Below are 23,938 nucleotides of genomic sequence, written 5' to 3' on the forward strand. Positions count from 1 at the left end.
AAGGATCTCACCATGCATATCGGAATGGTCGGCGCGGGCCGAATAGGCTCCGGCCTGGCCCGTCGGCTGGTCCGCGCGGGCCACACCTGCACGGTCTACGACCCCAACCCCGCCGCCGTCGCTACCCTGGCCGCCGACGGCATCCCCGCCGCCGCCTCCCTCCCGGAACTGGTTGCGGTCCTGCCGAAACCGTGCGTGGTCTGGATCATGGTCCCCGCCGAGCTGACCGGCACGGTCGTTGACGACCTGACGCCGCTGCTCACCGAAGGTGATGTCGTCATCGACGGCGGCAACTCCTTCTACCGAGACGCCGTCGCCCGCTCTGAATCCCTGGCCACCCACGGCATCCACTACCTCGATGTGGGCACCAGCGGCGGCACCTCCGGCCTCGACCGTGGCTTCTGCCTCATGATCGGCGGCCCTGCCGAAGCGGTCGAACGCCTCGACCCCGTCTTCCGCACCCTCGTCCCCGGCATCGACGCCGCCCCACGCACCCCCGGCCGTGACGGCATTCCCACCCCCGCCGAACAGGGCTACCTCCACTGCGGCCCGTCCGGCGCGGGTCACTTCGCGAAGATGATCCACAACGGCATCGAATACGGCCAGATGGCGGCCTTGGCCGAGGGCATGTCCATCCTGCGCGCCGCCGGAACCGGTATAGCCGAACCCGATTCGTCCACCGACCCCTCCTACGCCTTCGACGTCCCCGAGCTCCTCGAACTCTGGCGCCGAGGCAGCGTCATCACCTCCTGGCTCCTCGACCTCACCGCCACCGCCCTCCACACCGACCCCGACCTCACCGAATTCACCGGCCACGTCCCCGACTCCGGCGAAGGCCGCTGGACCGCCCGGACCGCGATCGACCTGGCCGTCCCCGTCCCCGTCCTCACCACCGCCCTGTACTCCCGCTTCGCCTCCCGCGACGGAGGTTCGTACGCCAACAAATCCTTGTCCGCCATGCGAAAAGCCTTCGGCGGCCACACTGAACGCGTATTCGCCGAATGACGGCGGCTGGAAGCGAGATTTCGGCTGGTCGCCGCTGAACCAGCCCCGAGGCGATGCACGGACGTGGTCAGAAGCTCAGGGTTCAGCCGAATCCGACCCGCGTCCTGGCAGAGTTCTCACGACAGCACCTCGATAGTTCGGGTGCTCAGAGGTGGAGGGCCACCTGACCGGAGTCGGTCTTCCAGTACTTGCGGTTCAGCTGGGCTTTGCCGGTGCCTTCGGTGTACGGCACGAGCACGGGCAGACCATTGGTCGGCTTCAGCGTCACGGACCAGGTCTCGACCCGACCCGAGCATTGCAGGGTCACTCCCGGCGGCGAGCTGGTCAGCTGGATCGTGCCGCTGCCGCTGGTGCCCATCTGCGCGGAAACATCGAGATATCCGATTCCGCCGTCGCACATATAGGTTCCGGTGGCATTCAAGCCATCGGGTGTGGAAGTCACCACGGAATTCAGCGTGATGAACTCGTCCTCCTGGGCGGCACTCGCCGGGCCCGATCCCAGCAGCGTCATCGCGGCCCCCACGACCGCGACCGCCGCACACCTGGTGACTAACATCGCTCAACCTCCTGAAACATCAACTGCCACGGGAAGAATCGCTCTTGATGGTAGCCAGCCGCAGCTCAGGCCACGCAGAATTCGTTCCCTTCGGGATCGGCCATCGTCACCCACGTGAACGGTCCCTGCCTCCCATCATGCAGCACCTTCGCGCCCAGACCGATCAGCCGCTCAACCTCCGCCGCCCGCTTCTCCTCGCCGACCCGGATGTCCAGATGCATCCGGTTCTTCACCGTCTTCGCCTCGGGCACAAGCTGAAACAGCACCCGCGGCCGCTCCGGATGCCGAATCGCCCCACCGACCTTCCACACCAGCTTCCCCCGATGCGTGGTCGTCTCCTCCTCGGTCGCATGTCCCTGCTCGACCATGCTCCGAATGAACCCCTCATCCTGCGGCTCGACCTCCCACCCGAGCACCTCCGCCCACCAGTCGGCCTGCGTGTGCGGATCGGAACAGTCCACGACGACCTGAAACTCGTATCCCATGCCCGGCACCCTAACCGCGTACTCCGACACCGAGCGTCACCTTCTCAACGCGGGTAACCGATGTCGGCGATATCGGCGTCGAGATCGGCCAGTTCGACCTCGGGATTGAGACGAGCCACCACAGCCGGCGTCAACGGTCGCAGCGCATACACGTGCTCTACCTCGGAAAGGCCCACGGTGGTTTCGTAATAGTCCTCAGCCCATCGCTGGTATGCCTGCGGCGTCCCTTCGATCAGCAGCTCGAACAAGCCTTCCCCGCCCCGATCGGACACCGCCGCACCCCACTCGGAGTCGGCAGCCTCACGCCAGAAGCACACGGTCGCACGCGGTGCCCCGTCATGAGCGGCGAAAGCAGGTTCCGTCACGTAGCTTTCGAAGACTCTCGGAACCGCCTGCAGCACCTCCGGCGCGTCGGGGGCTTCGTGATCGAACCCGCGCCCATAAGCCCCCGCACCACTGAAGACTATGAACCAGTCATCCCCCGATCCGTTCCGCATCGACGCGACCTCCTCGCCCTCACCCCATCTGGAGTCGAAGGAGTAGTACCGGTACTCCCACTCCGGGCTGAGGATCGCATCGAGCATCGCCATGGCCCGGCAACGGTCACGAAGCACCTGAATCTCGGGCAGCCGCCGCATCATCTCGCTCACCTCACCATCCAAACGCACCCCTACGACACATCCGTCCTGCTGCCTCACCGGCTACGCTGCAACTGAAATGGCTCGCGGCAAGAACGAAGGACCGAGACAGGTCGAACTCATCGGCCCCTACGCCGGCGTATTCACCTACACCACCGGCGCCGCCCTCACGCTGATAGGCCCCATCCTCGGACTGACCGGCGACGGGTGGGCCGACGGCCTATGTGCCGGCGTCTTCACCTTCCCGATCGGCCTGGTTCTGGTCGCCAGCACCTACGAATGGCGCCGAGCAGAGCGACGATTCCAAACAGTCGGAGTCCCCGGCACCGGAGAAGTCCTCTCCGTCAACGAGATTCACCCCGGCGGCGAGAACCCGGACACAGCCGACCTGACAATCCGCATCACCGGACCCACCTTCGACCCCTTCACCGCGGATTGCACCCTCGACAACCACTCCGGCCTGACGCGAGGCCACACCTTCGACCTCATGGTCGACCCCACCGACAACTCCTTCGCCATCGGCTTCGACCACCTCTTTCCCCAGGGCGACGACAAGGAAACACCGCCGAAGGACTGAGTCATTCGCTTCATGGCAAATGGCTCGACCGAGATGGGTTCGGCTGCGTACGGTGCCGGCATGTGCATCTACCCGAGCCGGACACATCGCGTCTGCCTGCACTGCCGGGTCTCCTATAAGGGGTCAATCGGAGTCGATTCGGGCTGGTGTGTGCGATGTGCCGGGGAGCTCATCGACGCGGGGCCGCACCTCGAGGTGCCCAGAAGAGCCGACACGGCCGGGTGGCGAGCCCTCACCGCTGTCCTCGACTCCGGTCTGACCTTCTACGGCGGTTGCTGCGGCACCGGTCCCGGCTACCGCCCGCGTACTCCGCGTGAGGTTCGCGAGCGGCTGAGGCTGGCCGAACGCCGGGGCATCCCGGTCGCCGACGCGTTGGCCACCGCCGACCCCGCGGACTCCAGAACCCTTGCGGCGATGAGGCGCTGACCCGAGCCGATATGTCGGTGCGCCATGCGACCATGCCCGCATGTCACTGGAGTTCTTCAACGGGTTGTCCGGAACGCTGTCGATCGAGCTGTCCGAGCCGACGATAGACATCGCGGCGAACCTCTCGAATCAGCGGGCGAAAGCGACCGCGGAGATCAAAGAGCTCTCGTTCGCGCTGGAGGTATTCGAGGACAACAACTTTCGTGACATGACCGCTGATGAGCTCGACCGTGTGGTTCTGGAATCGGCCATGCTGAATCTGCAGGGTGAGGGTGAACCCGTCGCCCACCGGGCGCCGAACGGCAAGTGGTTCACCGTCCGTGACCTGGTGGCCGCTATCACCGAAACGGAACGGCGTACTCGCCCCCAGTCGCAGTGGTTCGGCGGCATCGACGTGCATCACGTCTTCTTCGAAGGCATCGACCAGGAGGAAGGCGGAACCTGGAGAATCTTCTGGGGATCGTGAGGCTGGGTGGTCGAGCATCGAGGTATGCAAGACTCAATGGGTGAGTTGTGCTGTGCTACACAGCAATCGGGATCGAATAGAACGCGAGGAGTCAGGTGTCCTTCGAACAATGGTCCACACGTTGGGAATCGGTACCGCTGTCCGAGGCGGCGGAGCGCTACGACATCGGCGAAGCCAGTGACACCCGCGTGGAGGACCTGGAGGAAGTCTTCGGAGAAGAACCGGAGTGCTTCTTCGTCCACCAGGGTGACCTCACCATCGACGGGCCCTTGTCGATCGGGAACGACCCCGATCTGGCACCGGACACCGTGTACGTGATCGACGGCGACCTGACGGTCAACGGTCCGATGCGCATGCTGAACGGAGACGTCTACACGCCGCTCTATGTCACCGGTTCGGTCACCGCACAGCACCTCATGTGCCTCATGGACAGCAATCTGTTCATCGGCGGCTCACTCACCATCGGGGGCCTGCTGATGACGGAACTCTCCGACATGGGGCTACTCGTCGTCCACGGCGCGACATCCGCGGGCGCCTGGCTCGAAACCTGGGACAGGGGCGAAGTCGCGTTCAACGGGGATCTGAAGGCCCGGCGTCTGCGCGTGTCCGACGGCGACTACCTCGAGGACGCGGACGCGGATGACGCGGCCGACATCCTGCTGCCCGAGTTCCTGGATGGTGACGCCGAAGATGCCGCGAAGACGCTCTGGGCAGCCGCGCTCGAAGGGCGTCCTCTGCTACGTCACTGACCTCTGGTCGGCGGATCGGCATCCCGCTGCGCTTCTTTGGTTCACCGAGCACGGAGCCCTCCGCGCCTGGCCCTGGATCCGACCGGCTCGCGCCGCATGCGATCGTGGTGTGAGTCGGCGAAAGGGGTTGCTGGAGAATATATCCACGCTCAGGGGTGCGGCGGCGTGCCGCCCATACCGGTCTCCGGCGGATTGCCGTCGGGACCTCGCACGCCACGCTGTTCCGGGCCATTACTCGGCGGCTGCCCGGAACCATTGCCGGACTGGGCATGCTGCGACTTCGCGGCAACGCCGACCGTGATCGAGACCTTCAGCCCCGAGAAGGGGGTGCCTGTCACCGTAGCGAGTTCGGCATCCCAGCCGTCGCCGAAGACATTGTCGGACGACAGCGATACACCGCTCATATTGGAGATGCTGCGCGAGTAGCCGGAGTCGGAGGCGTAGACCGAGGTACACACGTCCTGTGGCAATGCGATCTGCGAAGTGAGACGGGCATTTTCGCCCGCGACCGCGCTGCTCAGCGAGTCGTAGACCTCGAAGTGGATGTGCGGCCAGCGGCCCGAGTAGCAGGCGGGGAAGATCGAGGTGAAGGTGACGGCGCCGCTCGCGTCGGCCACTTGCACACCGCGCAGATAGTTCTGATCGGTGACTCCACTGCTGTACAGCGAGTAGTTGCCGTCGCGGTCGCAGTGCCAGACGTAGACGGCCATGCCCGCCCCGGCCGCCCCGCTCTTGGTCAGGTCCTTCAGATTCAGCGTCAGCGTCATCGGAACACCGTTGGCCACACCGGAATACGAGCCGAAACTGGTCGTGATATCCGAACGCGCCACCCCGGACTCGATCAGCACGTTCGGCCCGTTCGAGCCGTCACCCGGATAAGGCCCCGCGGTCTCCTGCGGCGCGGCGGCGGTTCCACCGGAGCCGCTCGTCACCGACGTGGTGGCGCTCGTCGCCGACGCGTCCGATCCGGCGCTGCGCGAGCAACCGGCCGCCACCGCCGCGACACCCGCGGCCCCGACCGCCCACAACGCGCGCCGCCGATTCATCACCCGCATATCGTGCGCCAGCCCGAGATCGTGCTCATGCCGCTCGTGACCACCGTCGGAATGCTGTTCCACCGCAGACCTCTTTCGTCGTCCTCACTGTTCGATGTCGAACCGTATGGAGCCCCGCGCCGCCTCGACCTCGGGCGAAACTGTGAAGTAGCCGAGAGCTGCCGTAGCTCTCGGATCAGGTGCACCACCCGCTCTCGGCCGGAACCTCGTACAGAGTGCTCGAAGCGGGTGGGCGGCGGTCGAGGGCGCATCCTATGCGGGTCGGCCGAACGATCAGCCGTCGCACACAGGCGTCGACGCCCGCACCAACGCCGCAGCATGCAGCGCGTCGAGCCGCTTGCTCCCGGCGATGTCGACCACTCCCGCCGCGACCCGCGCCGGACAATCGACCGCAGCCAATTCCATTCGTTCAGACGCTAATTCGGCGAGTATCGCGGTATTCAGCCCATCGATCACCGGCCGCACATCCGCGAGATCCATACCCGGGACCCCAGCCACCGCCAGCCCATACCGCCACTCCGTCACCAACCCCCGCTGCACAAACTTGTTGGCCTCGATCTGCCCCTGAAAAACCTGCCGCACCAGACCCCCGGGCAGCCCCCGCTCCGCCCCCGCCTGAGCCATCGCGTCATAGATCGCCGCCTCCCGCCCCGGATCATCGATCGCCGGCTCACCCCCATCCCGAACCGCGGCCTCCCATTTGATCACCGCGACGGTGTCCGCGGTAGCGAGCCGCTCCGCAAGCAACCCCACCAGCCGCTCCGCACTCCCGGCGTCCGCCTCGGCCACACCGCCTTGCCCCGCCAACAGAACTATCGCCGCGGCAGCCGCAGTCGCCAGATTCCTCATAGCCCTGGTGCTTCTCACGCGCCCACGCTACCCGGGCGACAAGAAGCACCTGGTCGATGACAGGGTCGGCGTGGTGAGTCTTGGTTCGCGATAGCTCGAGTTCGTCCCGTTCGTCGGCTAGCCTCGGCATCCGTGCCGATGTTCTTTCCCCCGATCGACCCGTACGCCGACGGACTGCTCGAGGTCGGCGACGGAAACCAGGTGTACTGGTGTGCCAGCGGCAACCCGGCGGGTAGGCCGGCGCTGGTGGTGCACGGCGGGCCTGGCAGTGGAAGCAGCCCGGGGCCGCGGAAATCGTTCGATCCGAACATTTTTCGGATCGTGCAGTTCGATCAGCGCGTTTGCGGACGGAGCATTCCGAGCGCCGCCGACCCGGGCACCGATATGGCGGTGAACACCACCGAACACCTGATCACCGACATGGAGCGGCTTCGTACCCACCTCGGCATCGACCGCTGGCTCCTCTACGGCGGCTCCTGGGGCTCGACGCTCGTCCTCGCCTACGCCGAGCGATACCCGGAACGGGTCACCGGGATCGTGCTGGTCGGCGTCACCAGCACCCGCCGCCGCGAGATCGACTGGCTGTACCGCGATCTCGCGCGGCTGCTGCCCGCCGAGTGGGAGCGATTCCGGGCCACGGTGCCCGGCGACGGTGACCTGGTCGAGGGCTACCGCCGGCTGCTGGAAGACCCGGACCCGGAGACGCGTCGCAGCGCCGCGATCGAGTGGTGTCGCTGGGAGGACGCGGTGATCGCGCACGAATCCCTGGGCAGCCCAGGGCAGTACAGCGCCAAGCCGGACGACGCCACGCTCGCCTTCGTCCGGATCTGCACGCACTACTTCGCGCACGCGGCGTGGCTCGACGAGGGTGTGCTGCTGCGCGAGGCCTGGCGGCTGGCCGGGATCCCCGGCGAACTGATCCATGGCCGCCTCGATCTCAGCGCCCCGGTCGAAACGGCGTGGGAACTCGCGAAGGTCTGGCCGGACGCCCGCCTACGAATCATCGACGACTCCGGCCACACCGGGAGCCCCGCCATGGGCGAGGCACTCGCCCACGCCATCTCCCGCTTCGCGCAGCCCGACGCCGATCCGATCAGCTAGGCCGAGGGAATGGCACCGTCACCGGTCCGGCTGTGTGCTGAACAGGTGGTCCACTTGGACCGCCGCTGGTGCGTCGGGCGTGCTGATCTCGAAGTACTGTTCGGGCGAGACACGGTGCAGTGAAGCCACTATGGCGGCGGGGATGGATTGAATTCTCGTGTTCAGGGCGCGGACGTTCGCGTTGTAGAGCCGCCTGGCAATTCGACGTCGACCTGCTGCTGCCCGACCGCTCGAATCGCTCATGATTTCCCCTACCCAACCCACTGCTGGCTAGGGACAGCCTCGGCGATCGAGTCGTGCATAGGCAAAGCCTTTTCGTCTGGCCTGCGCGCGTCGCGATATGAGAAAGGGCCGCCGAGCAGCAGCTCAGCAGCCCTTTCTCAGAACTGGACTAGTCCAGGTAGTCGCGCAGAACCTGCGAGCGGCTGGGGTGGCGCAGCTTCGACATGGTCTTGGACTCGATCTGGCGGATGCGTTCGCGGGTGACGCCGTAGACCTGGCCGATTTCGTCCAGGGTTCGGGGCTGGCCGTCGGTCAGGCCGAAGCGGAGGCGGACCACGCCTGCTTCACGCTCGGAGAGCGTTTCGAGGACCGACTGGAGCTGGTCCTGTAGCAGGGTGAAGGACACCGCGTCGACGGCGACGACTGCTTCGGAGTCTTCGATGAAGTCACCGAGCTGGGAGTCGCCCTCGTCGCCGATGGTCTGGTCCAGGGAGATCGGCTCACGCGCGTACTGCTGGATCTCCAGCACCTTCTCCGGCGTGATGTCCATTTCCTTGGCGAGCTCTTCCGGGGTGGGCTCGCGGCCCAGGTCCTGGAGGAGTTCGCGCTGGATGCGGCCGAGCTTGTTGATGACCTCGACCATGTGCACGGGGATGCGGATGGTGCGGGCCTGGTCGGCCATGGCGCGGGTGATGGCCTGACGGATCCACCAGGTGGCGTACGTCGAGAACTTGTAGCCCTTGGTGTAGTCGAACTTCTCGACCGCGCGGATCAGACCCAGGTTGCCTTCCTGGATGAGGTCCAGGAACGCCATGCCGCGGCCGGTGTAGCGCTTGGCCAGCGAGACCACGAGGCGGAGGTTGGCCTCCAGCAGGTGGTTCTTGGCGCGGTTGCCGTCACGCATGATCCACTGCAGGTCGCGGCGCGACTGCACGGGTAGCTTCTCGCCCTTGTCGGCGAACTCGCGCAGCTTCTCGGTGGCGTAGAGGCCGGCCTCGATGCGCTTGGCTAGCTCGACCTCCTCCTCGGCGTTGAGCAGCGCGACCTTACCGATCTGCTTCAGGTAGGCGCGGACCGAGTCGGCGGAAGCGGTGAGCTCGGCGTCCTTGCGGGCCTGGCGCAGCGCCTCGGATTCCTCTTCGTCCCAGACGAAGTCACCGGACGCCTTGTCCTTCGCGGACGGCTCGTCGGCCTCCTCGGAGTCGTCGGCCTCGGCGGCGGCGGCAGGCGCGGCGGCCGCCTCGCCCTCCTCCTCGTCGTCGGACTCGTCGACGATCTCCTCGTCCTCGAGCTCGTCCTCGTCGAGCTCGATGTCACCCAGGTCGTCGAGTTCCAACGACTCGTCGTCGATGGCCTCGTCGCCCTCACCCTCGGCACCGGGCTCGGCCGCCTTCTTCGGCGACGCCTTCTTGGCGGCCGTCTTCTTGGCGGTCGCCTTCGTGGCCTTCTTGGCCGCGGTCTTCTTGGCCGCGACCTTCTTCGCAGCGGCCTTCTTGGCCGGAGCCTTCTTGGCTGCGGCCTTCTTGACCGCGGGTGCTGCGGTGGTGTCTGCTGAGTCGGCGGCTGCTGCCGAATCGGCGGTGTCCTGGGTATTCGTGGCTACCACGTACGCCCTTTCGTGACGGTCTCGTGCGGCGTCACGCCAGAGTGATCATCCGGCGGAGCGGTTCTGTCGGGGGGATAAGCCGGCTCTCGTGCCGGTGTCGGTTTCCGGCTCACCGCCGGGCATGCGTTCCATTGTAACGATCGAACCAGCTTACTTACGGTGCGATACCGGCTGACACCGCCATGGCGGCTCCGACGATGCCCGCGGTGTTGCGCAGAGCGGCCGGCACCACGGGGGTTCTGTTGGTGAGCAACGGAATCCACTCCTGGTGATCGCGGCTGATGCCGCCACCGGCGACGAACACGTTCGGCCAGAACAGGTTCTCCAAGGTGACCAGCACCTTGGACACCTCCACCGCCCACTCCGGGTAGGTCATGCCGACCCGATCCTTGACCGACGCGGCCGCCCGATGCTCGGCCTCGCGGCCGTCCACCTCGATGTGCCCCAGCTCGCTGTTGGGCATGAGCACACCGTTGTACATGACCGCCGAACCGATGCCGGTGCCGAAGGTGAGCAGCATTACCAGACCGCTGAGATCCTTTGCCGCGCCGTAGCGGTCCTCGGCCATCCCCGCGGCGTCCGCGTCGTTGAGCACCGTCACGTCGCGGCCGCCGAGCGCCACCGAGAACAGGTGCCGGGCGTCGATGCCGACCCAGGTCTTGTCGATATTGGCGGCCGTGCGCACCTGGCCGTGCAGCACCACGCTGGGCATGGTGATGCCGACCGGGCCCTCCCAGCCGGCCTGTGCGACCAGCTTGGCCACCGCCTCGGCGACCGCGTTCGGGGTGGCCGGGTGCGGCGTCGCGATCTTGATGCGCTCGTAGATCAGCTCACCGGTCGCGAGATCGACCTCGGCGCCCTTCACACCGCTGCCACCGATATCGATGCCGAACGCGTGCCCGGGATCGGACATGGACCACACCTCGTACTCTCCCTCGACCTGCACCTTGTGTCGTGCACGACAAGCCTAATGCGCGCGATGCCGGATCTGTGCTGCGATGGAGCTCGTGCCGGAATCGAATTTCACTTCCATCGCCCCCGCCGACGCCACGAACACCGACACTTCAGACGTAGCCGAACTGCGCCGGGTCGCGGTGCATCTCGCCGAGACCGCCGCCGCCCACGTCCGCGAGCGCCGCCCGCAGGTCTTCGGGCCGGGCGCGCACGCCACCGACGCCGTGCAGTCCAAGTCCACCCCCACGGACCCCGTCACCATCGTCGACACCGAGACCGAGCAGCTGGTCCGCAAGCTGGTCGCCGACCTGCGCCCCGGCGACCGGGTGGTCGGCGAGGAGGACGGCGGCACCATCACCGACGACCCGGACCTGGTGCACTGGGTGGTCGACCCCATCGACGGCACCGTCAACTTCGTCTACGGCATCCCGTCCTACTCGGTGTCGGTGGCCGCGGTCCGCGGCGGCCGACCGGTCGCGGGCGCGGTCGCCGACGTCGCGCACGCCGTCACCTACAGCGCCGGGCTGGGCCTGGGCGCGCACCGCGCCGACTCCAGCCCCGACGGCGCCGCCCCCGGCGGCGACCTGGTTGCGTTGCGCGCCAACCCGGTCGACACGGCGTCCATGGCCCTGGTGGCCACCGGCTTCGCCTATGCCACCCCGCGCCGCACCCGCCAGGGTGAACTGATCGGCAAGGTGCTGCCGCACATTCGCGACCTCCGCCGCTTCGGTTCGGCCGCCCTGGACCTGTGCGCGGTGGCCGAGGGCCGCACCGATGCCTACTTCGAGCACGGCCTGAACCTGTGGGACTGGGCCGCGGGCGCGCTGATCGCCACCGAGGCGGGCGCACGGCTGATCCTGCCGCCGGAGCTCGACTCGCCGGGCGCGGCAGGTGATTTGGTGTCGGCGGCGGCGCCCGGCATCGCTGACGAACTGTTCGGCCTGTTCGAACGGTTCGATGTCACCACCCCTATCCCGATTCCCTGACAGAGGGCTGGACAGCCGATCGCCGCGACCGAGGCGGTCGCGGCGATCGTTTCGTCCCCGGGGCATCGGGCCCCGGGGCATCTATTCGACTGTGACGGCGCGAGTTTCGCGGACGGCGCGAACGGTCAGAGCCGAGCCGTCACGAAAGAGATTCTCAACACTTCGCGTGGCGCGCGGCGTCGAGCAGCTTCTGGTCCACCGCGGGCGCGGTGCCCGGCGTCGGGTTCTTCAGCGCCCGCAGCACCTCTTCGGCATCGGTACTGGGCCGGATATCGCGGAACAGCGAGCCCAGCACCATGTCGACGGTCTCGTCCTGGCGCTGATCCTCGATCAGCTCGGCGCACGGCACGACCAGCTGGACCGCGGCCGCGGCGGGCCGGCCCTTCACGCCGAAGCGGATCTGCCCGGTGCACTCCAGATCGCCGTTCACATAGACCGGGTCATTGCCGATCTGCACGTCCGGGGCGCTGGCGAAGCCGAGATCGCCCAGCTGGGAGGCCACATGCGCGGCCTGGCCGCGCTGTCCGTTGGCGTTGAACACCCGCACCTTGGAGGCGGCGAGCGCGGCGGGCTGGACATCGCGCAGCCGCGAATTGCCGACGCGTTCGCCGAGCTGCGCGGGCTTGGCCGCGGCGGTGCTCGACGCGGGGCTGGGGGAGTTGCAGGCCATCGCGCCCTGGTCACCCTCGCTCGTCGTCAGCGCCTTGAACCACACGACGACGCAGATCAGGGCGATGACGCCGACCATGGCGGCCCAGGGCTCCCAGCGTCGGCGAATGAAGTTCCGCCCGCTCGGATCGGTCGCTTTACCTTGGGTGATCAGTGAAACCACGCCCACACTCTACGAAAACGTCGGGATTGTCGTGTGAACGGCTGCGGCAAGTCGGGCACCGGTGTGGCGCGCGGGGTGTCGCGAAGGTGGAGGGGAGGTCTCGAGGAGGTGCGGAAGATCTCGGACAGTTCCCTCGGCGGTGACGATTGCCCCTCAGTTTCAACTCGCGCGGGTTTTGATTGCGACTTTGGTCCCGGGGTCCGCTATTGTCTGGCGGCCCAGATCGTACAACCCAGGTGAATCTGGGGTTCGATTTCGGGAACAACAAGGGCATGTCCTGCGTTGACCGAGCGCGATCCGGTGCGGATGAGGAACTATCCGGCCCGGATCTGTGACCGGTGTACGCGTGACGTACACCACGGGCGGGGCGGTACCGCGGCCCGATCAGGCTCCGGAAGGAGGCGGTCGGACGGGTGCCGGTCCGGGATATACGGAGTGAGGACGAGGGGAAGACGACATGGCAACCGACTATGACGCACCGCGGCGCAATGAATCCGACGACGTTTCGGAGGACTCGCTGGAGGAGCTGAAGGCTCGCCGCAACGAAGCCGCGTCCGCCGTCGTGGATATCGACGAATCCGATACCGCGGAGTCGTTCGAGCTTCCCGGCGCGGACCTTTCCGAGGAAGTGCTCTCGGTCCGGGTCATCCCGAAGCAGGCGGACGAATTCACGTGTTCGAGCTGCTTCCTGGTGCACCACCGCAGCCGCTTGGCCAGCGAGGCCGGCGGTCAGCTGATCTGCATGGACTGCGCCGCCTAAGGCTCGGTCCCTCGGAGCGTGTCCGGCCAGCCCGCGCTCGGTTCACCGAGCGCGGGCCGGGCCGGATCGCGCAGTACTTCTCAGGGAAAGTGATCGAAGGGGATCAGGCCGATTCGGCCGCGTTCTCCAGGCCGAGCGCTGCGATCACACGTTCCGGATGACGCGTACTGACCAGCCAGTACGGCGTCGGATCCTCGGGATCGTCGAGGACGAGCAACACCATGGGCCCGATCCAGGCCCGATGCTGGACGAAGGCGGCGGGGTCGAGTTGTCGACCCAACGCCGCACTCTTCGCGCTGGTCGGAACCGGCGCCGCCCGCTTGACGAAGGTCGCGGGCAGATGCGCGCGGCCGGTGCGCAGTTCTGGGACGCCGTCCGCGTCCGGGGCCACTTCCAGGCGATGACGCGAGAACCACAGCAGCACCCACACCGCGACCGGGAACAGCAGCACATAAGGCAGCCAGGCCCGCACACCCGGTGCGCCCATGTGGATTTCGGCTGCCAGCAGCCCGGTCACGACGAGCGCGGCCGGCCACCACCACAGCGGCACCCAGAGGCGCTCGGTGTAGAGGGGCTTGGTCTGCGGCTGAGGTTTCACCTGAGGGGGCTGGTCGGACACGACCTCAGACTAGGTCAATGACTGAGCGGTCGAACGCGTAGGCTCGGCGCACGTGACCGGTATTCCACCTATTCCCCTGCTGCGGCTCGATCCCGGCATCCCCGTACCGACGCGTGCTCACGAGGGCGACGCGGGCGTGGACCTGTGCACCACCGAGGACGTCATCATCGAACCGGGGGAGCGGGTGCTGGTCGGTACCGGCATCGCGGTGGCCCTCCCGATCGGCACGGTGGGGCTGATCCATCCGCGCTCCGGGCTGGCGGCCAAGGCGGGCCTGTCGGTTGTCAACACCCCCGGCACGGTCGACGCGGGATACCGCGGTGAGATCAAGGTGTGCCTGATCAACCACGATCCGCGTACGGCGGTCGAGCTCCGGCGGGGTGACCGCATCGCACAATTATTGGTGCAGAAGGTCGAGTTGGTGGACTTCGTCGAGGTGGAGGCGCTCGACGACACCGCGCGCGGCGCGGGAGGATACGGATCCAGCGGTGGGCATGCCAGCCTCGCGCAGTCCGGTGGGGCGGGTCAGGCGACCGGCAAGGAGGCATGACGATGGTGTTCGGACGCAAGAAGAGCAAGGGCGGCGACAGAGACGACGCGCCGCAGTACGACGACGAGTACACCGAGTACGACGAGTACGAGGACGAATACGACGAAACCGCTGACGCGGCAGACGAATACGATGACGAGCCGGCGCCCGCGCGCGGCCCCGAGATCGGCCCGTACGACTACGAGGATGTCGCCGACCGGCTCGAGGCCATCGCCGAACAGCGCCTGGACCTGGGCTCGGTCATCGTGCCGGTGCCGCCGGGCGGGCAGCTGCAGGTCGAGATGACCCCCGACGGCACCCCGCAGGCGGTGCACCTGGCCACCCAGCACGGCCGCATCACCGTGGCGGCCTACGCCGCGCCCAAGTCGGCGGGCCAATGGCGTTCGGTGGCAGCCGATCTGGCGGAGACGCTGCGCAAGGACGGCGCGCAGGTGTCGGTGGTGCAGGGCCCGTGGGGCCGCGAGCTGCACGCCATCACCCAGGGCGCGGATCTGCGGTTCATCGGCGTGGACGGTCACCGCTGGATGGTTCGCCTTGTCGCGGCCGGTCCGACCGGCGCGGCGGACGAGAACACGCCGCTGGTCGCGGCCGCTCGCGCGGTCATGGGTGAGACCGTGGTCCGCCGCGGCGACGAGCCGCTACCGGTCCGCGAACCCCTCCCCGTGGTCCTACCCCAGGAGCTGGCCGACCAATTGGCCGCCGCCCACCAGCAGCAGCTGGCGGCCCAGCAGCAGGCCATGCAGGCCCAGATGGACGCCATGCAGGGCGGTCCGGCCTTCCAGCCCGAGCAGGCCCCGACCGAGCCGCGGCGCGGCGCGGAGGGCTCGGCCATGCAGCAGCTGGGTCTGAACTGACCGTAGAGGTCCGCACCGAGCTGTCCGGGTCGCGATCACCGACCCGGATTCGGCTCTGACACACGACGAAACGGGGCATCGCCACACGGGCGGTGCCCCGTTTCGCTGTCGGCTGAATGGGCGTCCGCGCGGCGGACGGCCGGGCCTCGGACCCGACGAACGTGGTCGGCCGAGCCGGAGTTGTGCTGCGGTGGGCCGGAATTCGGTCAGGGGGCGGTGACGCGGCGAGGGAAGAGGGCATTGATGCCACGGGTACCCAGAATCGAGGGGTCCGAACCCAACTCGTCGAGGGTGATCCTGTGCAGCGTGGCGTGGGGGAGGTACGCGGCCCACTGCTCGGCCACCGCCAGCGGGTGCACCGGATCGTCTACCGCGGCGATGATCTCGACGGGTGCGCTGACCCGGCTGAGCAGCCCGGGTTCGGGCCAGGCGTAGGCGGCGGCCTCCTCCAGCGCGGACGGCAGTTCGGGCCACTGGGAGGTCCAGGAGCGGGTCAGAGCGTCGGCCAGCCAGGCGGGGCTGGATGCGCGCATCCGGTCGATGACGGCGTCGAGGCCGTCGGCGCGCAGCTGGGCGGCGGTGGCGGCCGCGGACAGGGCCGCGGGGCAGCCGGTGGTGTCGGCGCCGGTCCAGGCGGGCAGCGCGGCGACCACGCCGAAGACCGAGTCGGGGTGCTCGGCGGCCCAGTCCACCGCGACGGCCGCGCCCAGCGAGATCCCGGTGACCAGGACGGGTCCGGAGCGGGCGGCGGCGTCGAGGGCGGCCCGGTAGCTCTCGATCACGGCGCGCGGGTCCGGGTCGACCGCGAGGAATGGCAGATCCAATGCGGCGCAGGCGGATCCGAAGGCGCGGCGGGCGAAATGGGCGTCGGAGCCGGTTCCGGGCAGGGCGACGGCGACCGCCGGACGGGGAAGATCGGGCACCGGCCGACTGTAGCGGGGACGGGCGCGCGTGGCGGGTGCAGCCCGTCCCATCTACAGTGGCGGAGGTACGGCCACGAGCGGTCGGGTGGCAAACCGCCCGGTCGACGTGGAAGGAACGAACGACGTGAGATCCACGCCGTCCGAGCTCTACAGGAGAGCGTGCGAGATGCCATCCGCGGGTGGGAAGGACACCCCGTCAGGCTATTTCCGGCGGCTCGGCCGCAGACTGACGGAGGACCTGGATCGTTTGGATGCCGAGGAGCTCGCCGAGACGTCGGAGGCGTCGGGCGCATCCCGGGCATCGGAATGCCGGCGTGGTGAGGAAGTCACCATGGTCGGCCGGCTCCGCAGTGTCGAGGCCTGTCCCAAGGCCCGCGGGGCGGAGGTCGCCGCGGAATTCTTCGACGGCACCGACAGTGTGGCCCTGGTGTTCATCGGACGGCGTCGTATCCCGGGAATCGAACCGGGCCGTCGTATTCTGGTCCGCGGCCGCGTCGGTGAACGCGATGGCGGCAAGGTCATCTACAACCCCTACTACGAACTGCGCGGGAATTCCTGACACTCATGCCGAACCCCACCAGCAGCGGCGACGAGGGCCGCGGCCCCGCCGAGCCCTATGGCGCGCCCGCCTTCGATCCGCCCACGGTCCAGCTCAACGCGGTACCGGAGGCCGGTGAGATCCCGTGGCGGCTGGACAAGGCGCTGCTGGACGAGGACATGCAGGCGATGGTCGACGCCGAACGTGCCGCCGACCAGGACCACGAGGGCGCCGAGGACGGCCCCGAGCCCACCCTGCTCGAGCAGATGGGCGGCCTGTCGGGCCTGATCTACTCCTCGCTGCCGGTACTGGTGTTCGTGCCGGTGAATTCGCTGCGCGGCCTGACCGCCGCGATCTGGGCGTCGCTGGCGGTGGCCGCGGCGATCCTGGTGTGGCGCTTGGTGCGTCGCGGTCCGATCCAGCCCGCCATCTCCGGTTTCCTGGGGGTGGGCGTGTGCGCGTTCATCGCCTACCGGATGGGTGAGGCGAAGGGCTTCTTCCTGTTCGGCATCTACGCGAGCCTGGTGTACGGCGGGGCGTTCCTGCTGTCGCTGGTGGTGCGCTGGCCGCTGGCGGGCGTGATCTGGGGCGCCCTGAACGGGCACGGCACCGGGTGGCGTTCGGACAAGCGCGCCATGCGGCTCTACGACATCGCGACCGCGGTGTGGGCGCTGGTGTTCGTGGCCCGGTACCTGGTGCAGAACCATCTGTACGCGGCCAACAGCACCGGTCTGCTCGCGGTGGCGCGCATCGCCATGGGGTGGCCGTTGACCGCGGTGGCGGCGTTGGTGACCTTCTGGGCGGTCCGCAAGGCCGGTCATCTGCCCTCTGCCAGGGCGAATGCGGCCGGGGCCTCGGACTCCGCCGTCTAGCTCAATCGTCCATTTCGGGCACTTATCGCGCTAAATCCGCGTCGCGCAACACCTTCGGGGCCGTCGGGGGACGGAAGGGGGTGACCAACCCACCCCTGGGGTACCTATTTCGGCGGCCTCCCGGCGAGCACGATCTTTCTCAGAAGCTCTCACAGGCTACGGAGAAAGGAACGCGGTGTTGAGTACCGACGGCAAGGCAGTGGCAGCGCAGGAACGGGGCGAGGGGCTCGGGACCGCGGTGCAGATTGCAGCCTCGCGCCGGCACCCGGCGGGGCGGGGAGGCAGCAAGACCGGCAGTGTGGCGACCTCGGAGTCCCGGCGCGCCGCAGCGGAATTGGAGAAGCTGATCGGCCCGGCCGCCGCCGGTGACCGCGCCGCCGTCTCCGAGATCCTCAAGATCGTGTACCCGCTGGTGCGCCGCTACTGCGCGGCTCGCATGAGCGGCGCGGGCCACCTGCACGTGACCGCGGACGATGTGGCGCAGGAGATCTGCCTGGCGACGGTGCAGGCCATCCCGCGCTACCGCGACCAGGGCAAGTCCTTCCTGGCCTTCGTCTACGGCATCTCGGCGAACAAGGTGGCCGACGCGTTCCGGCGGGCGCAGCTGCACCCGGCCTACCCGGTCGCGGAGTTCCCCGACGCCCCGAACACCGAGGCGGGACCGGAGGAGCGGGCGCTGGCGATGGAGACCCGTCGCGCCACCCGCGACCTCATGCAGGTGCTGTCCTCGACCCACCGTGAGGTGCTGGTCATGCGGATCGTGCTGGGCTGGACCGCGGCCGAGACCGCCGAGGCCATCGGCACCAGCCCGGGCGTGGTCCGGGTCATGCAGCACCGCGCGCTGAACCGGCTGCGCGCCGAACTGCGGGAGGCGTCCTGAGGGTTCGGGGGGTGAAGACGGCGAATGGGCCGGGCGCAGGGGGTGCGCCCGGCCCATCGCCGTATACGGGGGTCGCGGGTCAGGCGGTGGCTTCGGCCGAGCCGAGCCCGTTGACCCCATAGACGCCGAGCGTCTTGCGCAGCTCGTCCTCGGCCTCGATGGAAGTGACGAACAGCAGTTCGTCCTCGCCTTCCAGCGGATCGTCGGCCTGCGGGACGATGACGCGCCCGCCGCGCAGGATGGTGACCAGGGCGGCGTCGCGGGGCAGGGTGAGGGTGCGAACGGCCTTGCCCGCCAAGGGGGTATCGGTGGGCAGGGTGATCTCGACCAGGTTGGCCTGACCCTGGCGCAGCGTCATCAGGCGCACCAGGTCGCCGACCGAGACCGCCTCCTCGACGAGCGAGGCCAGCAGCCGCGGCGTGGACACCGCGACATCGACGCCCCAGGAGGAGTCGAACAGCCACTCGTTGCGCGGGTCGTTGACCCGGGCCACCACCCGCTGCACCCCGAATTCGGTCTTGGCGAGCAGGCTGAACACCAGGTTCACCTTGTCGTCGCCGGTGGCGGCGATGACCACGTCGTAGGTCTCGAGTCCGGCTTCCTCGAGCGTCTCCAGCTCGCAGGCGTCGGCGTGGGTCCAGACGGCGGCGGGCGCGCTGGTGGGGTCGATGTGGTCGAGGCGGCGCTCGAGCAGCATGACCTGGTGACCGCCGCGTAGCAGTTCCTGGGCGATGGAGCGTCCGACGGCTCCGGCCCCGGCGATGGCTACCTTCATCGGGATTCCTTCACGATCAGTGCTCAGGAGCAGGGGGATTGGCGGCGAGGGCGACGGCTTCGCCCACGGTGCCGGAGGTGGCGGCGATGTAGACCAGGTCGTCGGCCTGCAGCATGGACTTGCCGGTGGGCAGGACGCCTTGTCCGAAGCGGATGACGAAGGCCACGCGGGCGCCGATGGCCTCCTCGAGCTCGTGTACCGAACGCCCGTACCAGTTCTCGTGCACGTCGAGTTCGGTGACCGCGACGGTCCCGGTGGGGTCGCGCCAGGTGGTGGTGGACTGGTCGGCGACCAGGGTGCGCAGGAACCGGTCGGTGGTCCAGGGCACGGTGGCGATGGTGGGAATGCCGAGGCGCTCGTAGACGGCGGCGCGTTTGGCGTCGTAGATGCGGGCGACCACGCGCTCCACGCCGAAGGTCTCGCGGGCGACGCGCGCGGAGATGATGTTGGAGTTGTCGCCGGAGGAGACGGCGGCGAAGGCGCCGGCGCGTTCGATTCCGGCCCGGGTCAGCACATCTCGATCGAAGCCGACACCGGTGATGCACAGGCCCGGGAAATCGCGGCCCAGGCGCAGGAAGGCGCTCGAGTTCTGATCGATCACCGCGACCTCGTGGCCGATGCGGACGAGGGCGCGGGCGAGCGAGGATCCGACCCGCCCACATCCCATGATCACGACGTACACCGTACGAACCCCATTCCCGAAAACCGTGGTGTGCGGTCTGGTTGCTTGATCGAAATATCGGCCGGGTGGCAACCGTACCGCTCGAGTTTCACTGCGGGCACTTTCCCCCTCCGGAACATGTTCAAACCGGAACCGGAAAAACCTCACAGCGCCCGAGGTCACCCTACGGCCGCGGACCGCCCACGTCGCGCCGCGAACACGGTCCCTCGCGGACTGACCTATGCTGCCAGGAGTGTCGAAGTTGACGACGGCCGCCAAGCGCATGCTGGTGGGCCGCCCATTCCGCAGCGATTCTCTCGGTCATACGCTGCTGCCCAAGCGGATCGCGCTCCCGGTCTTCGCCTCGGACGCGCTGTCTTCGGTGGCATACGCGCCCGAGGAGATCTTCCTGGTGCTGTCGGTGGCCGGTCTGTCCGCCTACGTCTACGCACCCTGGATCGGTCTGGCGGTCGCGCTGGTGATGGCGGTCGTGGTGGCCAGCTATCGGCAGAACGTGCACGCCTATCCCTCCGGCGGCGGCGACTACGAGGTCGCCACCAAGAATCTGGGACCCACCGCGGGGTTGACGGTCGGCAGCGCGCTGCTGGTCGACTACGTGCTCACGGTGGCGGTGTCGATCTCCTCGGCGGCGTCCAATATCGGGTCGGCGGTGCCGTTCGTCTCGACGCACAAGGTGCTGTTCGCGGTGTCGGCGATTGTGATCCTCACCGCGATCAATCTGCGTGGTGTGCGCGAGTCCGGCACGGCGTTCGCGATTCCCACCTATGCCTTCATGATCGGCATGTTCGTCATGCTGATCTGGGGTTTCGTCCGGATCTTCCTGGGTCAGACCGTGCACGCCGAGTCGTACGGGTTCGGGCTCAAAGCCGAGGACGAGCATCTGTTCGGCCTGGCGTTCGTGTTCCTCATCGCCCGCGCCTTCTCCTCCGGCTGTGCGGCGCTGACCGGTGTCGAGGCCATCTCCAACGGTGTGCCGGCCTTCCGCAAACCCAAGTCGCGCAATGCCGCGACCACCCTGCTGCTGCTGGGCTGCATCGCGGTCACGCTGTTCATGGGCATGATCGTGCTCACCCAGAAGGTCGGCATCGTCTACGCCCACGACACCTCGGACCTGATCGGCGCGCCCGCGGGCTACGAGCAGAAGACCCTGGTGGCGCAGCTGGCGGGGGCGGTGTTCTCCGGCTTCCCGGCCGGGTTCTACTTCATCACCATCGTCACCGCGCTGATCCTGGTGCTGGCGGCCAACACCGCCTTCAACGGTTTCCCGGTGCTGGGTTCGATTCTGGCGCAGGACCGTTTCCTGCCGCGTCAGCTGCACACCCGTGGTGACCGGCTGGCGTTCAGCAACGGCATCTTGTTCCTGGCGGGCGCGGCCATCGCGTTCGTGGTGTTGTTCGGCGCGGAGGTGACGCGCCTGATCCAGCTCTACATCGTCGGCGTGTTCGTGTCGTTCGTGCTGAGTCAGACCGGCATGTTGCGGCACTGGACCCGGTTGCTGCGCACCGAGACCGATCCCACTCAGCGGATGCGGATGAAGCGGTCGCGGGTGATCAACGCCATCGGCCTGACCATGACCGCGACCGTCCTGATCATCGTGCTGGTCACCAAGTTCCTGGCGGGCGCCTGGATCGCGATCATCACCATGGCGGCGATCTTCGGCCTGATGAAACTCATTCGCCGCCACTACGACTCCGTGTCGCGGGAGCTGGACGAGGCCGATTGGGACGCGGTGCTGCCCAGCCGCACCCACTCCATCGTGCTGGTGTCCAAGCTGCACATGCCGACCCGGCGCGCCCTGGCCTACGCCCGCGCCACCCGGCCCGACACCATCGAGGCCATCACGGTCAATGTCGACGAACCCGACACCCGAGCGCTGGTGCGCGCATGGGAGTCCAGCGATATCGCGGTGCCGCTCAAGGTGATCGAATCGCCGTACCGTGAGATCACCAAGCCCGTGGTGGATTACGTGAAGCGGGTGCGCAAGACCTCGCCGCGCGACGTGGTCACCGTGTTCATCCCCGAATACGTGGTGGGCCACTGGTGGGAGCAGCTGCTGCACAACCAGAGCGCGCTGCGCCTGAAGGGGCGTCTGCTGTTCGAGCCCGGTGTCATGGTGACGAGCGTCCCCTGGCAGCTGTCCTCGTCGGCGGGGCGGGCCCACCCCAGCCGTGTGGTCAACGCGCCCGGTTCGGTGCGTCGTGGTTTCGGGGACGAATCGTGAGCGGACCCGACTGGTACGGCGAGGTCTTCGAGGTTCGTCTCGGACCGCCCGGCCACGGCGGGTTCTGCGTGGCCCGCCACGAGGGCCGCGTGCTGTTCGTCCGCCACGGGCTACCGGGCGAGCTGGTTCGGGCCCTGGTCACCGAGGATCGTGGCGGCTCGTTCTGCCGTGCCGACGCCATCGACATCCTCGACCCGTCGCCCGACCGCGTCCCCGCCACCTGCCCGGTCTCGGGCCCCGGCGGCGCGGGCTGCTGCGACTTCACCTTCGCTACTCCCGAGGCGCAGCGCGCCCTCAAGCATCAGGTCGTCGCCGACCAGCTGCGCCGCCTCGCCGACTGGGAGCCCGACTTCACGGTCGAGCCCATCCCGGCGCCCTCCGGCCTGCCGACCGGTGCGGTGGCGCAGCCGGACTCTCGCACCGGGCTGATCGCCCTGCCGGGCAGTTCCGGACGGACCGGTGGTGTGACCACGAGTCTCGGCGCGACCCTGCTGGCGGGCTCGCGCCCCGAATCGCAGCCGACTGCGGGTGCCTCCGAGGTGCCAGAGCCTGCCGTGCCCGCGAAGTCTCGGTCAGGACCGGAATCCGAATCGCGCGCCGGGGGACGCCCGGACACGACCACGGTCACCGGTGTCGCGCCGGGCCGGATCGGGGGAGTGGCCACGCATGTCGCGAGCGCCCTCATCGGCAGTCCGGCGACACACGACGCCGGGCCCGGGCGCGGCGTGCGGTTGGTCGGGCCGCCGGCGGCGGACGCGTATGCCGGTGGCTGGCGCAGCCGGGTGCGGCTGGTCGTGGACGCCGACGGCCGTGCCGGGGTGCACCGCTATCGCAGCACCGAGGTGATCGCGGATCTGCGATGCCCGCAGCCGATGGCGGGAGCCATGGAGGGCATCGCCGAACGGAAATGGACGCCCGGGGCGGATCTCGTGGTGGCCGTCGACGGTGACGGGATGCGGCATCTGGTCGAGGTCGCGCCCGCCGGGGACGAACGCGGCGGCCAGCGGGAGCTGCGTGACCGGGGCGGTCGCGCCGGGGGTTCCGCGCGCGACACCGGTCGTGGCGGGGATCGGCGCAGTACCGCCGCACGGCGGGCGGCGGCGCACAGCGCCCGGACCGAGCGGGTCGTGGATGGCACCGGGCGGGCGGTGCAGTATGTCGCCGAGCGCCGGTGGGAGCTGTCGGCGACCGGGTTCTGGCAGCCGCATTACGGTGCGGCGCAGTGCTATTCGGATGTGGTGGCCGAGTGGGCCGATGCCGCGCCGGGCGCGCTGGTGTGGGACCTGTACTGCGGTGTGGGCGTGTTCGCGGCGCGCCTGGCCGGGCAGGTCGGCGACGCCGGTTTCGTGCACGGTGTGGAGTTCGCGCGGACCGCGGTCACCGAAGGCCGGGCCGCGCTGCGGGATATGCCGTGGGTGGATCTGACCGCGGAGCGGGTCGAGCGCTGGATTCACGAACAGTCCGGCGTCGCACCGGATGTCGTGGTCCTGGATCCGCCGCGCGCGGGTGCGGGCAAGGACGTGATCAACGCCCTGAGCGAGCATTCCCCGCGCCGCATCATCCATATCGGCTGCGACCCCGCCTCTTTCGCCCGCGACGTGGGCCTCTACCGCTCCGCCGGGTACCACCCCGTGGCCCTGCGCGTCTTCGACGCCTTCCCCGGCACTCACCACGTCGAGTGCATCGCCGCCTTCGAACGCTGACCTGCGAGATCAGGGAGCTGTCACCGCGGGATTCCGTCCGATTCCCCCCGCGTC

Annotated in this window: 28 protein-coding genes and 1 pseudogene; 16 read left to right on the plus strand and 13 right to left on the minus strand. The window is 68.4% G+C overall.

What is annotated here, in order from left to right; genetic code table 11:
- Positions 1-12: 12 nt before the first annotated feature.
- Complete coding sequence (gnd, locus tag ABZ412_RS22160; protein ID WP_357283075.1) at positions 13-1,005, plus strand: phosphogluconate dehydrogenase (NAD(+)-dependent, decarboxylating); 993 nt, start codon at positions 13-15, stop codon at positions 1,003-1,005.
- 145 nt (positions 1,006-1,150) lie between these two features.
- Here the strand turns inward: gnd and ABZ412_RS22165 are convergent, their stop codons facing one another.
- The 3 genes from ABZ412_RS22165 to ABZ412_RS22175 form a co-directional block, all read right to left on the minus strand.
- A complete protein-coding gene (locus ABZ412_RS22165) occupies positions 1,151-1,561 on the minus strand; it encodes a hypothetical protein (protein ID WP_357283077.1) in 411 nt (136 codons plus the stop codon).
- Positions 1,562-1,626: 65 nt separating this feature from the next.
- Positions 1,627-2,046: a VOC family protein gene (locus ABZ412_RS22170; RefSeq protein ID WP_357283212.1), complete on the minus strand. Its 420-nt coding sequence runs from the start codon at positions 2,044-2,046 to the stop codon at positions 1,627-1,629.
- Positions 2,047-2,090: 44 nt separating this feature from the next.
- Complete coding sequence (locus ABZ412_RS22175) at positions 2,091-2,696, minus strand: hypothetical protein (protein WP_357283078.1); 606 nt, start codon at positions 2,694-2,696, stop codon at positions 2,091-2,093.
- 67 nt (positions 2,697-2,763) lie between these two features.
- Here ABZ412_RS22175 and ABZ412_RS22180 point away from each other — a divergent pair, with 67 nt between their 5' ends.
- From ABZ412_RS22180 to ABZ412_RS22195, 4 genes are all read left to right on the plus strand, one after another.
- Positions 2,764-3,261, plus strand: a complete 498-nt coding sequence (locus tag ABZ412_RS22180; RefSeq protein WP_357283079.1) for a hypothetical protein — start codon at positions 2,764-2,766, stop codon at positions 3,259-3,261.
- A 150-nt stretch (positions 3,262-3,411) separates the two neighbouring features.
- Positions 3,412-3,687, plus strand: coding sequence for a hypothetical protein (locus tag ABZ412_RS22185; RefSeq protein WP_357283081.1), 276 nt, complete (start codon positions 3,412-3,414; stop codon positions 3,685-3,687).
- Positions 3,688-3,727: 40 nt separating this feature from the next.
- Positions 3,728-4,153 (plus strand): hypothetical protein, encoded by a 426-nt coding sequence (locus ABZ412_RS22190; protein ID WP_357283082.1) that lies wholly within the window; start codon positions 3,728-3,730, stop codon positions 4,151-4,153.
- A gap of 95 nt (positions 4,154-4,248) precedes the next feature.
- Positions 4,249-4,902 carry a hypothetical protein gene (locus ABZ412_RS22195; RefSeq protein ID WP_357283084.1) on the plus strand — a complete coding sequence of 218 codons (654 nt, stop codon included), beginning with the start codon at positions 4,249-4,251 and terminating at the stop codon, positions 4,900-4,902.
- Positions 4,903-5,051: 149 nt separating this feature from the next.
- Here the strand turns inward: ABZ412_RS22195 and ABZ412_RS22200 are convergent, their stop codons facing one another.
- Complete coding sequence (locus ABZ412_RS22200) at positions 5,052-5,957, minus strand: dioxygenase (protein ID WP_357283214.1); 906 nt, start codon at positions 5,955-5,957, stop codon at positions 5,052-5,054.
- Between the two features lie 273 nt (positions 5,958-6,230).
- Complete coding sequence (locus ABZ412_RS22205; RefSeq protein ID WP_357283085.1) at positions 6,231-6,806, minus strand: chorismate mutase; 576 nt, start codon at positions 6,804-6,806, stop codon at positions 6,231-6,233.
- 138 nt (positions 6,807-6,944) lie between these two features.
- Here ABZ412_RS22205 and pip point away from each other — a divergent pair, with 138 nt between their 5' ends.
- Entirely contained in the window at positions 6,945-7,907 is a 963-nt protein-coding gene (pip, locus tag ABZ412_RS22210) for a prolyl aminopeptidase (protein WP_357283215.1), read from the plus strand.
- A gap of 18 nt (positions 7,908-7,925) precedes the next feature.
- On the opposite strand, the gene ABZ412_RS22215 is transcribed toward pip, so the two are convergent.
- The 3 genes from ABZ412_RS22215 to ppgK all read right to left on the minus strand — a co-directional run bounded on the left by ABZ412_RS22215 (position 7,926) and on the right by ppgK (position 10,648).
- Positions 7,926-8,150 (minus strand): LemA family protein, encoded by a 225-nt coding sequence (locus ABZ412_RS22215; protein ID WP_357283086.1) that lies wholly within the window; start codon positions 8,148-8,150, stop codon positions 7,926-7,928.
- A 148-nt stretch (positions 8,151-8,298) separates the two neighbouring features.
- On the minus strand, positions 8,299-9,735 hold the full coding sequence (locus ABZ412_RS22220) for an RNA polymerase sigma factor (RefSeq protein ID WP_357283088.1): 1,437 nt from the start codon (positions 9,733-9,735) through the stop codon (positions 8,299-8,301).
- 154 nt (positions 9,736-9,889) lie between these two features.
- Entirely contained in the window at positions 9,890-10,648 is a 759-nt protein-coding gene (gene ppgK, locus ABZ412_RS22225; protein ID WP_357283090.1) for a polyphosphate--glucose phosphotransferase, read from the minus strand.
- Between the two features lie 85 nt (positions 10,649-10,733).
- Here ppgK and ABZ412_RS22230 point away from each other — a divergent pair, with 85 nt between their 5' ends.
- Positions 10,734-11,675: an inositol monophosphatase family protein gene (locus ABZ412_RS22230; protein ID WP_357283091.1), complete on the plus strand. Its 942-nt coding sequence runs from the start codon at positions 10,734-10,736 to the stop codon at positions 11,673-11,675.
- Between the two features lie 154 nt (positions 11,676-11,829).
- Here ABZ412_RS22230 and cei read toward each other — a convergent pair whose 3' ends face one another.
- On the minus strand, positions 11,830-12,507 hold the full coding sequence (cei, locus tag ABZ412_RS22235; RefSeq protein ID WP_357283092.1) for an envelope integrity protein Cei: 678 nt from the start codon (positions 12,505-12,507) through the stop codon (positions 11,830-11,832).
- A 457-nt stretch (positions 12,508-12,964) separates the two neighbouring features.
- Between cei and ABZ412_RS22240 the strand changes: the two genes are divergently transcribed.
- Positions 12,965-13,267 (plus strand): DUF4193 domain-containing protein, encoded by a 303-nt coding sequence (locus tag ABZ412_RS22240; RefSeq protein ID WP_040859007.1) that lies wholly within the window; start codon positions 12,965-12,967, stop codon positions 13,265-13,267.
- 103 nt (positions 13,268-13,370) lie between these two features.
- Here ABZ412_RS22240 and ABZ412_RS22245 read toward each other — a convergent pair whose 3' ends face one another.
- Positions 13,371-13,886: a DUF3093 domain-containing protein gene (locus tag ABZ412_RS22245; protein ID WP_357283094.1), complete on the minus strand. Its 516-nt coding sequence runs from the start codon at positions 13,884-13,886 to the stop codon at positions 13,371-13,373.
- A gap of 52 nt (positions 13,887-13,938) precedes the next feature.
- Here ABZ412_RS22245 and dut point away from each other — a divergent pair, with 52 nt between their 5' ends.
- A complete protein-coding gene (gene dut / locus ABZ412_RS22250; protein ID WP_357283096.1) occupies positions 13,939-14,436 on the plus strand; it encodes a dUTP diphosphatase in 498 nt (165 codons plus the stop codon).
- A gap of 2 nt (positions 14,437-14,438) precedes the next feature.
- Positions 14,439-15,290, plus strand: a complete 852-nt coding sequence (locus ABZ412_RS22255) for a DUF3710 domain-containing protein (RefSeq protein ID WP_357283217.1) — start codon at positions 14,439-14,441, stop codon at positions 15,288-15,290.
- A gap of 206 nt (positions 15,291-15,496) precedes the next feature.
- On the opposite strand, the gene ABZ412_RS22260 is transcribed toward ABZ412_RS22255, so the two are convergent.
- Positions 15,497-16,213: an alpha/beta hydrolase gene (locus tag ABZ412_RS22260; protein WP_357283098.1), complete on the minus strand. Its 717-nt coding sequence runs from the start codon at positions 16,211-16,213 to the stop codon at positions 15,497-15,499.
- A gap of 166 nt (positions 16,214-16,379) precedes the next feature.
- On the opposite strand from ABZ412_RS22260, the gene ABZ412_RS22265 reads away from it, so the two are divergent.
- From ABZ412_RS22265 to ABZ412_RS22275, 3 genes are all read left to right on the plus strand, one after another.
- Positions 16,380-16,772 carry an OB-fold nucleic acid binding domain-containing protein gene (locus tag ABZ412_RS22265; protein ID WP_357283100.1) on the plus strand — a complete coding sequence of 131 codons (393 nt, stop codon included), beginning with the start codon at positions 16,380-16,382 and terminating at the stop codon, positions 16,770-16,772.
- Between the two features lie 245 nt (positions 16,773-17,017).
- Positions 17,018-17,623 carry a DUF3159 domain-containing protein gene (locus tag ABZ412_RS22270; protein WP_357283219.1) on the plus strand — a complete coding sequence of 202 codons (606 nt, stop codon included), beginning with the start codon at positions 17,018-17,020 and terminating at the stop codon, positions 17,621-17,623.
- A 298-nt stretch (positions 17,624-17,921) separates the two neighbouring features.
- The gene (locus ABZ412_RS22275; RefSeq protein WP_357283220.1) at positions 17,922-18,503 is read left to right on the plus strand and encodes a sigma-70 family RNA polymerase sigma factor; all 582 of its coding nucleotides are present in this window, start codon (positions 17,922-17,924) and stop codon (positions 18,501-18,503) included.
- A 79-nt stretch (positions 18,504-18,582) separates the two neighbouring features.
- Here the strand turns inward: ABZ412_RS22275 and ABZ412_RS22280 are convergent, their stop codons facing one another.
- Complete coding sequence (locus ABZ412_RS22280) at positions 18,583-19,278, minus strand: TrkA family potassium uptake protein (protein ID WP_357283101.1); 696 nt, start codon at positions 19,276-19,278, stop codon at positions 18,583-18,585.
- Positions 19,279-19,294: 16 nt separating this feature from the next.
- Positions 19,295-19,960, minus strand: a complete 666-nt coding sequence (locus ABZ412_RS22285; protein WP_357283103.1) for a TrkA family potassium uptake protein — start codon at positions 19,958-19,960, stop codon at positions 19,295-19,297.
- Positions 19,961-20,192: 232 nt separating this feature from the next.
- Here ABZ412_RS22285 and ABZ412_RS22290 point away from each other — a divergent pair, with 232 nt between their 5' ends.
- The 3 genes and pseudogenes from ABZ412_RS22290 to ABZ412_RS22300 all read left to right on the plus strand — a co-directional run bounded on the left by ABZ412_RS22290 (position 20,193) and on the right by ABZ412_RS22300 (position 23,884).
- Entirely contained in the window at positions 20,193-22,181 is a 1,989-nt protein-coding gene (locus ABZ412_RS22290) for an APC family permease (RefSeq protein ID WP_357283104.1), read from the plus strand.
- Positions 22,178-22,576 (plus strand): annotated as a pseudogene (locus ABZ412_RS22295) (TRAM domain-containing protein); the annotation flags it as partial. The gene ABZ412_RS22290 and the pseudogene ABZ412_RS22295, both read left to right, overlap by 4 nt.
- A 159-nt stretch (positions 22,577-22,735) precedes the next feature.
- Positions 22,736-23,884, plus strand: coding sequence for a class I SAM-dependent RNA methyltransferase (locus ABZ412_RS22300; protein ID WP_357283222.1), 1,149 nt, complete (start codon positions 22,736-22,738; stop codon positions 23,882-23,884).
- The last annotated feature ends 54 nt before the right edge of the window (positions 23,885-23,938 follow it).

Source organism: Nocardia sp. NPDC005746, from assembly GCF_040630785.1.
Taxonomy (GTDB): Bacteria; Actinomycetota; Actinomycetes; order Mycobacteriales; family Mycobacteriaceae; genus Nocardia.

Coding starts and splice junctions, on each gene's coding strand:
- gnd (WP_357283075.1), top strand. CDS start 13: ATGCATATCGGAATGGTCGGCGCGGGCCGAATAGGCTCCGGCCTGGCC.
- ABZ412_RS22165 (WP_357283077.1), bottom strand. CDS start 1,561: ATGTTAGTCACCAGGTGTGCGGCGGTCGCGGTCGTGGGGGCCGCGATG.
- ABZ412_RS22170 (WP_357283212.1), bottom strand. CDS start 2,046: ATGGGATACGAGTTTCAGGTCGTCGTGGACTGTTCCGATCCGCACACG.
- ABZ412_RS22180 (WP_357283079.1), top strand. CDS start 2,764: ATGGCTCGCGGCAAGAACGAAGGACCGAGACAGGTCGAACTCATCGGC.
- ABZ412_RS22190 (WP_357283082.1), top strand. CDS start 3,728: ATGTCACTGGAGTTCTTCAACGGGTTGTCCGGAACGCTGTCGATCGAG.
- ABZ412_RS22200 (WP_357283214.1), bottom strand. CDS start 5,957: ATGCGGGTGATGAATCGGCGGCGCGCGTTGTGGGCGGTCGGGGCCGCG.
- ABZ412_RS22205 (WP_357283085.1), bottom strand. CDS start 6,806: ATGAGGAATCTGGCGACTGCGGCTGCCGCGGCGATAGTTCTGTTGGCG.
- pip (WP_357283215.1), top strand. CDS start 6,945: ATGTTCTTTCCCCCGATCGACCCGTACGCCGACGGACTGCTCGAGGTC.
- ABZ412_RS22215 (WP_357283086.1), bottom strand. CDS start 8,150: ATGAGCGATTCGAGCGGTCGGGCAGCAGCAGGTCGACGTCGAATTGCC.
- ppgK (WP_357283090.1), bottom strand. CDS start 10,648: ATGTCCGATCCCGGGCACGCGTTCGGCATCGATATCGGTGGCAGCGGT.
- ABZ412_RS22230 (WP_357283091.1), top strand. CDS start 10,734: ATGGAGCTCGTGCCGGAATCGAATTTCACTTCCATCGCCCCCGCCGAC.
- ABZ412_RS22240 (WP_040859007.1), top strand. CDS start 12,965: ATGGCAACCGACTATGACGCACCGCGGCGCAATGAATCCGACGACGTT.
- ABZ412_RS22255 (WP_357283217.1), top strand. CDS start 14,439: ATGGTGTTCGGACGCAAGAAGAGCAAGGGCGGCGACAGAGACGACGCG.
- ABZ412_RS22265 (WP_357283100.1), top strand. CDS start 16,380: ATGCCATCCGCGGGTGGGAAGGACACCCCGTCAGGCTATTTCCGGCGG.
- ABZ412_RS22270 (WP_357283219.1), top strand. CDS start 17,018: ATGGGCGGCCTGTCGGGCCTGATCTACTCCTCGCTGCCGGTACTGGTG.
- ABZ412_RS22280 (WP_357283101.1), bottom strand. CDS start 19,278: ATGAAGGTAGCCATCGCCGGGGCCGGAGCCGTCGGACGCTCCATCGCC.